Below are 13,153 nucleotides of genomic sequence, written 5' to 3' on the forward strand. Positions count from 1 at the left end.
TGGCGTCGGATGGCCCGTCAAGGCGGGAGGCGGCCATTCCATCTATAAAGCGACTACAAACAAAACTGCGATAATTTATGTTATGTCAAATTGCAGGGGCTAACGAGTTGAAAAACTATCAACTCCGACAGGTTGAGTTAGACGTTTGTAAACATACTTACAAATGCTTACAGAAATTCAGCCTTATCGCCCATGATTGTCGCAGCCCCCCGACATGGCGACTTGTCCGATTTCCTGACGTTGACCGATGGTCTGTCAGTCGCCCGTGTCGCCGATATCCTTCGCTGCTGCACCCGCACCGTCCGTAATTACGCCGCCGGCCGGTCTCCAATCCCGTGGCATCGCATCGAGCTGCTGCGCCTGCTGAAACGCGAATCTACCGCTGCAGCTCCGCGCGCCGAAAGCCCGTCCAACAATTCCGATGTTGGAGTGACGGCGAACATCGAACCCGATCCCGCCGCGCCCGATGTGCCACCCGCCGAAATGCTGGCGTGGGTCGGCGTCCACGCGCCGCACTATCTTTCGAGTCAACGCAGCTTCGCCCTCTATGTGCGCGGCTGGAATGTCGTCGACAAAATCCGCCGAGCGAAAGCCGAAGGCACGTTCGCCGGCGTCCTGGCGCGCTGGCGTGTGCTCGCGGCGGAACTGCCAAAGACGTGGCGCTCTGGCCGCATCTGGAATGACATAGGCCCACCCGCGTACAACACGGCGTAGACGCGGTGGATGCGCAAAAGGGCCGCTATATGGCAGCCCTTTTGCGGGAGTCTTGAAGCCCAGGTTGTTTAGGCATGCGTCGTCAAGCTTATGCGTGATGTGTTCTCAGCCATTCACGCAGCGCATTGTTCATGCGAGTCTGCCAGCCCTCGCCTCCCGCCTTGAAGCGTTCGACAATATCGGCGTCGTACCGCACCGTGACCGCGACTTTGGGATTCGCGAGTTTCGGCCGTCCGCCGCGCCGCTTCATCTGTGCAAACTGTTCGTCGGTTGGCTCGAACGTGTCAGGGTCCGCAGCGATACCGCGAGCAATTGCGGCTTCCTCTTCGGGCGTGTTACGGATCAATTTGCGTGGCTTGTTCATAGCGGTCAATCTCCCGGTTGTTGGCCTTGCGCAGACTGATAACCCGAAAGGCCTCTCCGCGCTGGGTGAAAACGACGCAATACAGACGGTCAGCAATCACCGCATAACCAATTTCGCGCAACTCGCCGTAATCCTTGCGATCGTCGGGCGCGCACCATACAGCCGACCAGTCGATAGCTTCTGCCAGGGCCAGCGAAACACCGTGCTTGTACTGGTTCGAGTCGCTTTTGGCTGGGTCGTAGGTCGTTTCCATGTGGTTATTGTAGGTACAAAAACATAGAACATCAACAAGTTTTTGTAACTACAATTATTTGTCACCTTTGCGGAAATGGGAGCGGTGGCGGTCTGTCGTTGGGTCATCGCGCACCTCCAGCTCTAGCGCGGTCGTGAATCCGCCTTCGCCGATCGTGTGCGTCGCCTTCTTCACGAGCCAGGGCGTTTCGTCGATTTCAGCCTTGAAGCCGGAAACGGTCACGGGCAGCTCAGGAAAAATCTCGGCCTGCCCGAGCGCGAGCGTGTAGTCGAGCGTTGCCTGACTGCGCTGCGTGCGCGCAAACTCCGCTTCGGCGGCCGCGCGCGCTTCGGCTTCGGTCGCATAGTCTTCGGGCAATACCTTGACGTTGTGATTGTTCTCGCCGCCGACTATGACCGACTTGCGCTTTCCCTGCCCGTTTGAATGGTAGTGCGCACGCACGGCCGCATAGCTCTCGCGCTGCGATATGTGATAGCGGTGCTGGTCGCCGCTCTTGCGCGTGATGTTGAGCACGCTGAGCGCCCTTCCGCTCGCGGTCTTGCCGGTGCCGATCGGCATGAACAGCAGACGCAAATCCTTGACGTTCATCACGGCGTCGTAACGCTTCGCGACGCGCGTGAGGAAAGACATATCGCTCTCGTGCGTCTGGTCGATATGCGCGATCACGATTTTCGCGAGCGCTTCGGCAATGGCCGGTTTGAGCGAGTGGCGGCCGGCGATCGCGCTCACGATCGCGCCGAGCGTCTGCGCGTGCCAGCTCTGTTCCCGCCGCTCGTGCATCGCCTCTGTCATCGAGGCCGAGCGCGCGCGGATCGTGATGATATCGGGGGCGCCGCTGTGCTCAACTTCGTCGACGGTGAACGTGCCTTTGTCGACAAGCGTCTCGCCGACCCATCCGATCGCAACCTTGATCGCGGCGCCGCGCTTCGGAATCGCGAACGAGCCTTTCGAGTCGTCTAGCACGAGGTCGAGTGTGTCGGCTTCTTCGGCGCGTGATTCGGAAAGCGACAGGCTGATAAGGTTCGGCGCGATCAGGCGCGAGAGGTCGCGCCCGTCGAGCGTGATGCGGTAATCGGCCTGCGGCTCTTTGCGCAATACGACTTCGGCGGCCTTGTCCGTCATGCGCCCCCCGTCTTTTCGAGAACATACGCAACGACCGTGTTGACGGCTTCGCCGGTGTCAGCACTGATTGTTTTCGCCGCCTTCAGGGCTCTATCAAGCGAGATGCCGCTCGCGGTCGAGAGCCCCTTGAGGGCCGCTTCTGCAGCGTCAGGCGCGACAGTGACGGCTGCAGTGATCGCCGCGGATTTCATGCTGCTGAGCGACAGGTTTTTCACGTTGTCGACGACCTGCGCGCCGACCCTGGCGACGGCGCCCGCCTGCGTGAGCAGCTGCTTTGCCTCGCTCTTTGTCTTGTCGCTGTCGGCAGTAACGGCGAGTGTTTCGTCGGCGACGCGCTTGAGCGTGAGCGTGAATTCGATTTTCTTTGGCGCCCCTTCGGCCGTGTGGAACGTCTGCGTCTCGTTCAGGCTGTCGATGATATAGGCGCCGTACACATTGCCGGCGCCGTCGACGAGCACGTAAGCGTCGCCGGCGTCGGCCATCGTCGCGAGCTGCTTGATAGATGCGATCGAGCCGAACGACTCGGCCGGAACGACGGTTCCGTTGAGCGTGATCGTGTCGTCGCCGGCGCCGGTGTACTGGCTCGCATCACGCACGCCAACGCGCGAGCTGGTGCGGTGCTTCCAGTTGCGTTGACGCTGCAGCTCCTTGTAAGGCGCAGTCGACAGGCTGAACACGAATTGATCGAGCGCCATCATCATTTTGGGTTTCCTCCTGGCTTATCGATTACCCGCGATCGGAAAGGCTCGAACCGATGCGCGAACGCTTCGCGCTCTCGCGGCGGTCCAGTTCGGCCGCAACGGCGCGCGCAATCGCCTGCGCATCGGCGCCGGCCTGCGGGTAAATGTTGATGACAATTGGCGCCGGCGCGCTCACGGCAGCAGCGGCCGCCGGCTGGCTCGCGAGCGGCGCCCGATTGTCGATCGGCACGGTCGGCCGCACGAACGGCGCGGCGGCGGTAATGCCTGGCACGCCGAACGTCGTTGCCGCAACGGTCGCGAGGCCTGCGGCGGCCCTGGCGATGCGCCCTTGGCCGCCCTCCATGCCGATCGCAGCGCCCTCGCTCATGAATCCGCCGAGTTCGGCGAATACCCGGCTGGGGCTGTGAATGCCGAGCTTTTCCTTGAACCATCCGACCGTCGAGCTGGCGACGTTCACGATCGCATCCTTGACCGTGCCGAGGCCGCCCGTGAGGCCATTGACGAGGCCGCTGACAATGTTCGAACCGAACCCCGCGAATTGCGCCGGCAGGGTGGAAAACCACGTCATCGCGCCCGCGAACGTCGCGCGCACGCCGTCCCACAGGCCGCCAAAGAACGTCTTGACTGGTTCCCAGTACTGGTAAATCAGGTACGCGCCAAGCGCGATCGCGGTGATCGCGAGGCCGATCGGGTTCATCAGCATCATGCGGCCCACAAACATGATCTCCGAGCCAAGCATACGGAATGCGCCGGCCCCCATGCCGATTACGCGCGCCAGAATGCCGCCCTGCATGCCGAGCGTCGACATGCTGAACTTGAGCACGGCCATCGGGCCGAGCACGCCCGCGAGCGCGATCGTCAGCGTGCCGCAAACAACGAGGATCGCGGCGAGCGCGGCGAGAACGGTGAGGATCACTTTCGCGGCCGTGCCGTATTCCTTCATGAACCCGACAACCTTCTGCGTAGCGCTCGCCGTCAGTTCGAGGCCTGCGTTGTACATCGGCGTGATTTTCTCGCCCATTTCCGTTTTCAGGTCCCTGAGCTGTCGGTACGCTTCCAGCTCGCGGCCCTGCGATAGCTGCGCGCCCTTCCCGGCCGCTCCATCAATGCCATCGGCGCCGGCGTTCAGGTGCTCATTCTTGTGAATCTGCTCGCGCTGCATGTACATCGTCGTGAACAGGTTCGCGGCCGTGCGATTCGTGAAAATCGTCGCGATCATGTCCTTGACCTTGTCGGGGTCGGTGATGCCCTTCGCTGCGAGCTTCGGCAATAGAACCTTTTCCATCCATTCGAGCGGCGAGGCCTTCAGCACGTCGCCGCCGGCGAGCGCGCCGGGTTTGATCTGCTTGATCATGCCGATCTTGTTGTATTCGACCATCTTCGGGTCGAGCAGTCCGAGGCCTTGCATGACCTTCGCCGCCTTCACGGTCGTTTTGCCCTGGTAGATGTTGCTGTACGCCGACATCAGGCCCGTGCCGACAGCATGGCCGCCCATTTCCTGAATGAGCGGTTCCATCTGGTAATAGAACGCGTCCTTGCGCATCTGTTTCGCAGCAACGCCGCCGGTCTGGATGAAGTTGCGCCACTCGTCGCCGCCCACGCGGCCGCCGGTCGCCGTGAGGACCTTCTGCACCATGTTCGCTTCGTCCCTGAACGTCGCTTCGTTTTTCGTGCCGCCGCGCAGCTCGATCACCTTCAGCATGTTCATGAACTTTTCTTCGTTCGCGTGCGCGTCCTCGCTTCCATACAGGGAATCATTGGCGAACTTCATTTTCGCGAGCGTCGGCATCACCATTTGCGCGTGATGCTCGTCGGCGAAAATGCTCAGCGCGTCGCGCATCATCACCATGTTGTCGTTTCGCGATACGCCGTACTGGTTCATCGATTTGACGTAACGCACGGCGTCATTCGATGCGCGATCGCCGAGGCCGAGCGCACGCACGCGCATTTCCTCGCGCTGGAATTCCTTCGCTTCGTTCAGCGATTCGCGCAGGTCGCCGAGTACGTGCGTGCCGGTCGAGCGGGCCGCGTAGCCGCCTACGGCCATGCCGGCCGCAGCGCCCTGCATTTTCTCCATGTTCCGGCGAGCAGACGCCACACGCTTTTCGCGATCGCCGATCGCTTCGAGCTTGCGCATCTGGTCGTTCATCGTCGCGGTGGTCGACGCGATGCTGCTGCGCAGGTCGCGCTCGTGCCGGGACAGGTTGCCCGTATTCACGCCGGCGGCCGCGAGCTGGTTGCGCAGCTCGCGCACGCGGGCCGATTGCCGCTCGTGTTCTGTTCCAAGGCTCGCGGCCGTCCGCCTGGCCTTCTCGAATTCCGCGGACATCTGGCGCGAGGGATTGGCGGTTGCCTTCAGCGTGGCGGCCAGCTCGCTCACGCGACCGCGCGCGGTGTCGAGCTGGGAAGCGGTCGACGCGAGCCCCTTGCGCACCTCGCGAAACTCGCCGATGGTCTTTTGCGTCTTGCCCATTTCGGCCAGCTCGCGCCGCGTTTCCTTGAGCGAGCCGGCAAGCCCCTTGTTACCGGCGAGGATGTTTTTCAGGGGCTTCGTCATGTTGTCGACCATATCGAACATGACGCGAAGTTTCAGGGCGTTATCCATCGTTTCCGTTTCCGCTTCTCACGCGCGCACGCTCGCGCCATTCCATCAGTTCAGCAAGGCCGAACCCGTCCATTACGACAGGCGTCCATCCTGTGAAAATGGTCGCGATATCGGCCATCGCGTCTTCTACATGCTCAGGGATTCCATGCGCGCTTTCGCGGCCTTCGGCATCAAAAAACCGGCAAAGATACCTCCCAGTTGCACGAGGTCGGCCGGGTCGATGTTGGCGACATCGAACTCGGTGAGGGTCGGCGTCGAGATACGCGGGAGCACTTTCGAAAGCGCCGTAACGTCGAGGTTCACGAGGTCGGAAAGCGACACGCCGCGCAGCTCGCCCGATCGCGGCTTGCGCAGCGTTACGCGGTCGATCACCTGCTTGCCCTCCCCGCGCACGAGCGGGGTGTCGAGAATGTGCGTGTTCGGATCGGCGGACGCCGGCGGGTTGGATTCGTTTTCCGGGGCGCTGTTGGCGTGGTCTGCTCGTTGCATGGTCTGGGTCCAGGGAATGAGGTTGGAGAGGCTTGGCGGCCCGTTTCCGGGTCGCCGTGGCATTACAGGCCGATCGCGGTGCGAAGTGCCTGCAGCAGATCGGTGCCGTTGATGTTCTCGATCATGTTCACGAAGTCGAGTTCGATGATCGTTTCGCCGTTCACGGTGAGCTTGTAGTAACTCGCGGCGGTCGTGATCTTGACGGCGGTGTCTTCCTTCGCCTTCGCGTTGCCGAGGTCAATTTCCGAGTGACGGCCGCGCACGACGACTTCGATCGCGTCGTACTTGTCGGAGTCCTCCGCCTGATAGCCGCCGGCGAAACGCAGCAGTACGGCGTCGTGCTTCAACGCTGCGTACTGCGTGAGGACCGACTTCACGAGGCCGCCGCACGTCCATTCCATCTGGATCGCTTCCTGGCCAAAGTCGACTTTGACCGGGCCGCTCATGCCGCCGGCCTGATAGTCCTCCATCTTGCGAGTCAGCTTCGGCAGCGTGATTTCGGGAACCTTGCCGGCGAAGTTCTCGCCGTTGTGAAAGAGGTTGAACCCCTTCAGTTTGCTAGGCAGGGCCATTGCGTTTTGCTCCTGTGTTGTGCCGGCTTACGCGGTAACGCGCGAGGCGAAATCGGCGAGGTACTGGTCGGTGATGCGCTGGCGCAGCAGCAGGTTTTCGAGCGGCGGCACGGGCGTATAGTCGTAGTCGATGTACGCCTTGCCCGACTTGAGCACGTCGGTCGTGTTCGGCTCGGCATCCCACCACGACGACCCGCCGATGAGATAGCCCTGCGAGGTCCATTCGCGCATCTTTGCGTTGATGCTCTCAATGATGTCGCGGGGCAGCGAGGGATTGAGCGGGCCGTCGACAACGGGCATCTGCGCTTCGGCGATCGAATCGGCGATGACCTGCGCGGTGCGCGTGTAGTTCTCGAACATGAAAAGCGGATCGTCGGAATAGGTGCGCGATCCCCAGAAACGGTAACCATTGCGGTTGATGAGGGTCGTCACGTCCTGCTCGTTCAGGTAGCCCGCATCCGTCGACGGGTCCTGCAGATCCCATGACACGTCGGCGCTGATACCCGTCACGCCATTGACGGCGACGTTCGAGAGCGTCTTGTGCCAGCCCGTGTCGTTGTCGATCTTTGCGCGCAGGCCCATCGCATACGCGACGGCCGGCACCTCGGCCGTTGCGCTCGTTGTCTCGTCCCATGCGAGGAAATTCGGCCAGATCACCATGACTTCGCGCTGGCTGAACTGCTTGCGGTAGGTCGTGACTTCCTCCTTGGTCTTGCAGCCGTTTGCGAAGGCATAGACAAAGCCGCGAAGCGTCTGCGCGATCGAGGCAAGCTCGGCCGTCACGGGTTGCGTGTCGAGGAACGGAGCGCCGAGGATCCGCGGTTTGACGCCGAGCTTCGCCTGCGCCGTGAGAAGCGCCTTGATGCCGGTGTATTTGCCATCGGCCGTGACGGTGCCGATCACGTTGGTCGTCGTTTCGGCGTCGTCCTTGCCTTCGGCCACGCGCACGACAACGGTGACCGGCTTGGTCTGCAGGCCGATCGCGTTCAGCGCCCTGTAAAGCGTGCCCCTGGTGCCGGCCTTGCCGAGCGCCGCAACGACGTTCGTGAGCAGCACGGGCGTGTTGAGCGGGAACGTCGCTTCGTCGGCATCTTCGGCGGTCGCGACGAGGCCGAGCACGGCCGTCGACACGGTACGGATAGGCCGCGTGCCTTCGTTGATTTCCAGCACGCGTACGCCGTGGTGATAGTCCTGCGGCATGTTCAGGTTCTCCGGTGAGAGTGAGAGAGGAAAGCGGCCGTTACAGGGCCGTGACGAAATCCGGCACGGCCGGCAGGTCGACACTCGGCCATTCGGCCAGGTCGGGCAGATCGCGCAGGGTCTTGCGGTACGCGAGCAGCGATGCGTACTGGTCGGCCGTGAGCGTGGTGGCGCCGCCGAGCGCCAGCTCGTCCTGGTGGCGCGCAACGATCCAGTCGGTCGCCATGATCGCCGCATTGCGTTCGGTGCGCTTCAGTTCGGCGATTGCGTCGTCAGTGGGCGGCGGCGGGTCGAGCAGCACAGGATTACCGTCCGCGTCGATGCTCGGCTTTTTGCCGGTGCTCTGTCCTTCGAGCATCGCGCTGTACTGCGCAGCTGTGAGCTTCACATACTGCGCATCTTTCGGCGGCGAGCAGATAGCGTCGTCGTAGTAGCCAGTGATTGTCCTGGTGGCAACGTCATAGGATGCGTATTTTTGGCCCATGTTTAATATCCGAGTACGAGAAGCATTGCGCCGGGAATTGCGACTGTGTAGGTATTACCCACCGATACGGCTGTTTTTGAGGGATTCGTTGGGTTCACGCGATACGTGGCAGTAAATCCGCCGTCCAGGGAGTTTGCAAACGCAACAAAGCCCAAGGTCGGGAACGCGATCGGGAGCGTGACCTGCACACTCCCCTGCGGCCCGATTGAGCCGAGCGTGACCCACTGGATAATCAAGCCGCCTAGCCATGTTGGAAATGCGATATACCCGCTCGTCCCGAGCGAGATCGCGAAGCCGGCGCGCAGCTTCTTCGGCGTGACGATCGTCGCGTCGTCGGTGCCGGTGTTGGTCTATGCCTGCGTGGCAACCTTCGCAGTGCCCTGCGTGGCTTCACCAGCCTGTTCGCCCTTGAACCATGCCGAGGTGATAAGCGACGAGCTGCTGTCGCCAGCGGGCGGCGCTTTGCCGGTCACGATGCCGCTCGCGGCGGCCGAGAGAAGCCGCCCGAGCGCGGCAAGATTGGATGCGAGAGACATTGTTTTCAGACTCCAATCGAAAACCAGCGTATGTTTTGCGTAGTGGTATAGCTGTTAAACAGATATATCGACGAAAGATTGTTCGTGTTCGCCCCGCATGCAACGCCACCGCCAACGCTCCCGTTGAAGCAACAGAAAGCGGCCAGGGTCGCCGTGGTGTAAGAAACGTTCAGCGTCACTGCGTACGCGATCCCATTCGCGGCTACAGAAGACGAAATGCCCCACTGGAAGATGAACCCTCCAAGCCACGAGGGAAATGCGATGTAGCCGTTATTCGACAGGCTGATTGCAAACCCCGCGCGCATCTTCTTGGGCGTGACGATCGTTGCGTCGTCGGTGCCGGCGTTGGTCTGTGCCTGTGTCGCAACCTTCGCGGTGCCGATGTTCGCCTCGCTCGCCGCTTCGCTCTTGAACCACGCCGAGTTAGTAACGTTCTGGCTGTTGTCGCCGGCCGCCGGCGCCGGGACAGTCGAGCCGGCATATAGCGCGAGCGGACCGCCCATCACATCGCCCGACTTCTTCACAGCGTCCACAACGCTGAACGTCGAGAACAGGTAAGCCGTGAACTGCTCGTCGGCGGTCGCGGCGTTGGTGAGCTTGATCGTGACGCCGTCAGTCGCGAGGAAGTCGGGAAACGCCGCGGTGCCGGGTTGCTGCAGCGCGCCGTTGCGTTCGAGCATCACGGCGCCGGGGGTGTAGCCGCCGACAATGTTGATCGTATTGCCGGTGATGCCCGTGATCGGCACGGGCCGAAAGCCCGCCTGGCCGCCCGCGCTCGCGAACTTCATCGCTGCGCCGTCACTGCAGACGATCACGGGCGAGCCGGCGGGCAGCACAACGCCCGTGCCGCCCGCGACTTTCGCCGTGATGTTGAAATTGCCGTCAGCGCTGTTTTCGATGATCCACTGACCCGATTGCGCCGGGAATACGAGGTCTTTCGAGGCCTTGAGCGTGCCCGAGAGCGAGAGCATTGCAACGCCATACTGCGCGGCCGTGAGCGTGATCGTCGTGTCGTCAACGCCCATATCGACAACCTGCCGGCCGTCCGTCGCGGCGAACACGGCCGCCATGTTTGCGGCCCGGCTCGATTTGTCGCCGACAGGTGGCGTCACAATGCGCGCCGTCCCGCCCGAGATGGATTGAATCACCCATGCGCCGCCGTTCGCCTTGTTGATCTGCGTATTGAGGCGAGCGCGCACGCCCGCGCCAGCCGGCAGATCGCCCGCGCCGAGGTCCGCGTGATCGGCGCCGAGCAGGGGCAGCTTCGGAATCGTGCTACCCGCTGCGCTCGTCGGCGTGAACGTGCAGGCGTTGTCGTTCATCACGGCAACACGAAAGCACGCCTCCATGCCGTCGACGAGTTCGGTGATGGTCGGCGACAGGTTTGCGACGATGTTGTTTTTTGTGCCCGTGTCGGGCGTGTAGGTCGTGCGGCCGAACTGCAGCATGCGGCGCAGCCAGCTCGTGCGGTTCGCGAGCTGCTTCGTCGGCACGTTGTCGATGCCGTCAGGGCCGCCCTGCACCGGGTCCGATGTCTCGAACTGGTAAATCCCGTCAGCCCAATCGCCGGTTTCGGGTAGATAACTCATGCTTCGATGCTCCCTCTCGTGTATTGACCGTCATAGCGGCCCGTGGCGTTTCGGCGCAGTGGTGCGGCGGTGTAGTCGAGCAGGTACAGCTCGGAGCGCTTCGGCGCATACCGTTCGAGCACGGCTTTCAGGCTGTCGGCCTGGTCGCGCGTGATCGGCCGATGCAGGCGAACGATGTACTGCGCCCACTCGCCCCGCTCATTGCCGTGAACCCATTCGCCGCTATAGCGCGCAGTGCCGTCGCGCCGGCGCACGTTGCGCCCTTCGATCAGGTCAATCTCGCCAAAGCCCAGGCGCCGGATGACCTCGCGCACGGCCCACGGCGTGCCGCGTTTCTGGTGCAGCTGGATCGCCCCCTTGATGAGCGCGCGGCGCGCTTCGTCCGATTCAGCGAGTTCCCATCCGTCGACAGAGACTTCGGCGGCGAGATAAGGCAGCAGCGCGACCGGACAGGTGTCCGGGTTCCAGTACTCGCGCGCCATCGTCGGCACGTCGTCGACCACGGCGAGCGCAGTCGCGGTGCGACGTTCGAGCGGTGTGGCGTTCGGTGGCAGCAGGTCAGGCATAGATGCCGCCGTATTCGATGACGATTTCGAGGCAGTACGAGGCCTGCGTCGCGCCGATCGCGATGTCGCCGGCGGGCTCGATCAGCTCGGTTTTAGTGAGGCCGGCCGCCTGACATACGCCCTTGATGCCGGATTCGGCCACGCCTACGCCGAGGCGGCGCACCTTGTCGGCATAGGCCTGCGCGTTGAGCTTCGCCTGCTCGATCAGCACGTCGGCGCCCACGGCCGATCGCGTGTAACCCTTCGCATGGATTCGATACGTGATGATTTCGGCCGAGCGCGCATATACGGTGTCATTCATCGGCCGTTGATCCTCCTCGCTCAGTGCTGTCGTGACCGCTGCGCAGAGTTCGTCGTCGACCGATCCATCGCCCTCGCGGGAAAGCAGCGTCACGAGCACGTCGCCCGGTTGCGGGCGGGTCGCGGTCGCATCGAGCAGGCGCCCGTCGACGGCGAGCGCCCTGGATTCGTAGGCGGCCGCCGGCCCCGCTACGCTGAAACCCTGCGGCGCGAGCTGCACGCGCAAACGCAGGTCGTCGTCGTCTTCGTCGACTTCGGCGATGTTGTTGGCGGCGTCGGCCGGCGTGACGATCAGGCGCTGAAGGCCGAACAGGGCCGCGCGCTGCGTGAGGTCGTTTCCCCTGGCGAATGCGAGCATCACGGCGCGCACGGCATCGTTGACGCGCTGGCGCCATACAAGCTCGCGGTAACTGTTTTCCTGCAGCAGACGCGCGAGCGGTTCGGATTCGAGTTCGACGGTCTCTGCAATCTCGGCCTGCTCGTCTTCGGGCCAGAGCGACACGAGCGAGGCCTTGCGCTCGGCGTAGATCGTTTCGAAATCGAGGATTTCGAGCACATCGGGAACCGGCAGGCTTGCGAGGTCAATGAGGTTGGCGGTCGTCATGCTGCGGTCCCGTTCGTGAGGTTGACACGCGTGCGAACGGCGTCGCCCGATACGGTCGTATAGCCTTCGAGGTCGATCACCTGGTCGCCAGCGTCGTCAATGCTCAGCTGTACGCGCTGCAGCGTTACGCGCGGCTCCCACGTCATCAGCGCAGTTGCAACGGCCGCATACAGGCGCGTGCGCGTGGCGCCGTTGAACGGAGCATCAACGAGGTCGGGCGTCTCGGAGCCGAAAGTGCGGCGCTTCACGCACGACACGAGCGGCGTCGTGAGAATCTTCGCGATCGACTGGTACAGGTGCGAGAGGTCGACAATCGCGCGGCCGGTGGTAGCGTTCATGCCTTTCATTGCGGTTCGCTCACGAGTTCGCCGTCGCCCTGCTCGCGGTGCTTGTGGTGCATCGAGCTAATGCCGCCTACCTTCACGTCATCTTCGAACTCTGCGCCACCGGCGATCTTCATCACGGCTTTACCTTCGCCGCCCTTGCCCGTCATGCCGTTCTCGAATGCAAACGGGCCTTTGACAGTGAGCGATTTCGTCACGGTTGCATCGCCGTCGAGCGTGATCGTGTCGGCCTGTACGGTGGCCTGCTTCGTCTGCACGTTCACGGCGCCCGGTGCGACGATCAGCACGGTCGCGCCTTCGGGCAGCGTCGCCGTGAGGGCGTGCGCTGCGTGGTCGTATTCGAGCTGGGCGCCGTCCGGGTAGACGCGCAGATGCTTGTCGGGGCTGCTGCTTGGCGCCGGTGCTGCGTCGGAATTGATGCCCGCAACGGCGATACCCTGTGCCGGATCGCCCATCGGGCACAGCAGAATGACCTGCTCGCCCTTCGTGAGCGGGTTCCATTCGCGGGTTCCGCCGGCACGAGTCGTCGCGAACGGAATCCAGTTCGTCACAAGGCCGGGATTGTCCGAGTCGTCGGGGTCGCCCACGGAAACCCGGCACGTTGGCGGGTTGCTCGTGAGATCAACGTCGAACACGGAACCCTTGCGAATCAGGTTGACGATGAGGCGGCGGAATTCGTTGGCGTCCATACCGCTCATGTTGCCGGCCGC

At 62.8% G+C, this 13,153-nt stretch carries 17 protein-coding genes and 1 pseudogene; 1 reads left to right on the forward strand and 17 read right to left on the reverse strand.

All coding sequences use genetic code 11. From position 1 onward, the window contains the following. The first annotated feature begins 222 nt into the window (after positions 1-222). Entirely contained in the window at positions 223-714 is a 492-nt protein-coding gene (locus BHE01S_RS19255; protein WP_245639786.1) for an IS21 family transposase, read from the forward strand. Positions 715-802: 88 nt separating this feature from the next. On the opposite strand, the gene BHE01S_RS19260 is transcribed toward BHE01S_RS19255, so the two are convergent. The 17 genes and pseudogenes from BHE01S_RS19260 to BHE01S_RS19330 all read right to left on the reverse strand — a co-directional run bounded on the left by BHE01S_RS19260 (position 803) and on the right by BHE01S_RS19330 (position 13,132). Continuing rightward, on the reverse strand, positions 803-1,078 hold the full coding sequence (locus BHE01S_RS19260) for a BrnA antitoxin family protein (protein ID WP_042266759.1): 276 nt from the start codon (positions 1,076-1,078) through the stop codon (positions 803-805). Further along, positions 1,050-1,331 carry a BrnT family toxin gene (locus BHE01S_RS19265; RefSeq protein ID WP_042266761.1) on the reverse strand — a complete coding sequence of 94 codons (282 nt, stop codon included), beginning with the start codon at positions 1,329-1,331 and terminating at the stop codon, positions 1,050-1,052. Before BHE01S_RS19265 ends, BHE01S_RS19260 begins: the two co-directional genes overlap by 29 nt. Before the next feature lie 54 nt (positions 1,332-1,385). Next, positions 1,386-2,453, reverse strand: a complete 1,068-nt coding sequence (locus BHE01S_RS19270) for a phage late control D family protein (protein WP_042266763.1) — start codon at positions 2,451-2,453, stop codon at positions 1,386-1,388. A gap of 278 nt (positions 2,454-2,731) precedes the next feature. Next, positions 2,732-3,154, reverse strand: a pseudogene (locus BHE01S_RS39670) (phage tail protein); the annotation flags it as partial. A gap of 25 nt (positions 3,155-3,179) precedes the next feature. Then, positions 3,180-5,759 (reverse strand): phage tail tape measure protein, encoded by a 2,580-nt coding sequence (locus tag BHE01S_RS19280; RefSeq protein WP_042266766.1) that lies wholly within the window; start codon positions 5,757-5,759, stop codon positions 3,180-3,182. After that, a complete protein-coding gene (locus tag BHE01S_RS36870) occupies positions 5,752-5,877 on the reverse strand; it encodes a GpE family phage tail protein (RefSeq protein WP_084069001.1) in 126 nt (41 codons plus the stop codon). Before BHE01S_RS36870 ends, BHE01S_RS19280 begins: the two co-directional genes overlap by 8 nt. Positions 5,878-5,885: 8 nt before the next feature. Continuing rightward, positions 5,886-6,248, reverse strand: coding sequence for a phage tail assembly protein (locus BHE01S_RS19285; RefSeq protein WP_042266768.1), 363 nt, complete (start codon positions 6,246-6,248; stop codon positions 5,886-5,888). A gap of 62 nt (positions 6,249-6,310) precedes the next feature. After that, on the reverse strand, positions 6,311-6,820 hold the full coding sequence (locus tag BHE01S_RS19290) for a phage major tail tube protein (RefSeq protein WP_042266769.1): 510 nt from the start codon (positions 6,818-6,820) through the stop codon (positions 6,311-6,313). 27 nt (positions 6,821-6,847) lie between these two features. Next, complete coding sequence (locus BHE01S_RS19295; RefSeq protein ID WP_042266771.1) at positions 6,848-8,020, reverse strand: phage tail sheath protein; 1,173 nt, start codon at positions 8,018-8,020, stop codon at positions 6,848-6,850. 40 nt (positions 8,021-8,060) lie between these two features. Further along, positions 8,061-8,504, reverse strand: coding sequence for a tail fiber assembly protein (locus tag BHE01S_RS19300; RefSeq protein ID WP_042266773.1), 444 nt, complete (start codon positions 8,502-8,504; stop codon positions 8,061-8,063). Between the two features lie 2 nt (positions 8,505-8,506). Further along, the gene (locus tag BHE01S_RS39995; RefSeq protein ID WP_456152311.1) at positions 8,507-8,740 is read right to left on the reverse strand and encodes a gp53-like domain-containing protein; all 234 of its coding nucleotides are present in this window, start codon (positions 8,738-8,740) and stop codon (positions 8,507-8,509) included. Positions 8,741-8,854: 114 nt separating this feature from the next. Then, a complete protein-coding gene (locus tag BHE01S_RS38460; RefSeq protein WP_042266775.1) occupies positions 8,855-9,040 on the reverse strand; it encodes a hypothetical protein in 186 nt (61 codons plus the stop codon). Positions 9,041-9,045: 5 nt separating this feature from the next. After that, complete coding sequence (locus tag BHE01S_RS38685) at positions 9,046-10,629, reverse strand: hypothetical protein (RefSeq protein ID WP_042266778.1); 1,584 nt, start codon at positions 10,627-10,629, stop codon at positions 9,046-9,048. Beyond that, entirely contained in the window at positions 10,626-11,195 is a 570-nt protein-coding gene (locus BHE01S_RS19315) for a phage tail protein I (RefSeq protein WP_042266781.1), read from the reverse strand. The genes BHE01S_RS38685 and BHE01S_RS19315 overlap by 4 nt, the downstream gene beginning before the upstream one ends. Then, a complete protein-coding gene (locus BHE01S_RS19320; RefSeq protein ID WP_042266783.1) occupies positions 11,188-12,099 on the reverse strand; it encodes a baseplate J/gp47 family protein in 912 nt (303 codons plus the stop codon). Before BHE01S_RS19320 ends, BHE01S_RS19315 begins: the two co-directional genes overlap by 8 nt. Further along, positions 12,096-12,446: a GPW/gp25 family protein gene (locus BHE01S_RS19325; protein WP_042266784.1), complete on the reverse strand. Its 351-nt coding sequence runs from the start codon at positions 12,444-12,446 to the stop codon at positions 12,096-12,098. Before BHE01S_RS19325 ends, BHE01S_RS19320 begins: the two co-directional genes overlap by 4 nt. Continuing rightward, positions 12,443-13,132: a phage baseplate assembly protein V gene (locus tag BHE01S_RS19330; protein ID WP_042266786.1), complete on the reverse strand. Its 690-nt coding sequence runs from the start codon at positions 13,130-13,132 to the stop codon at positions 12,443-12,445. The genes BHE01S_RS19325 and BHE01S_RS19330 overlap by 4 nt, the downstream gene beginning before the upstream one ends. Between the last annotated feature and the right edge of the window lie 21 nt (positions 13,133-13,153).

Origin of the sequence: Paraburkholderia heleia NBRC 101817, from assembly GCF_000739775.1 — a bacterium.
GTDB lineage: Bacteria > Pseudomonadota > Gammaproteobacteria > Burkholderiales > Burkholderiaceae > Paraburkholderia > Paraburkholderia heleia.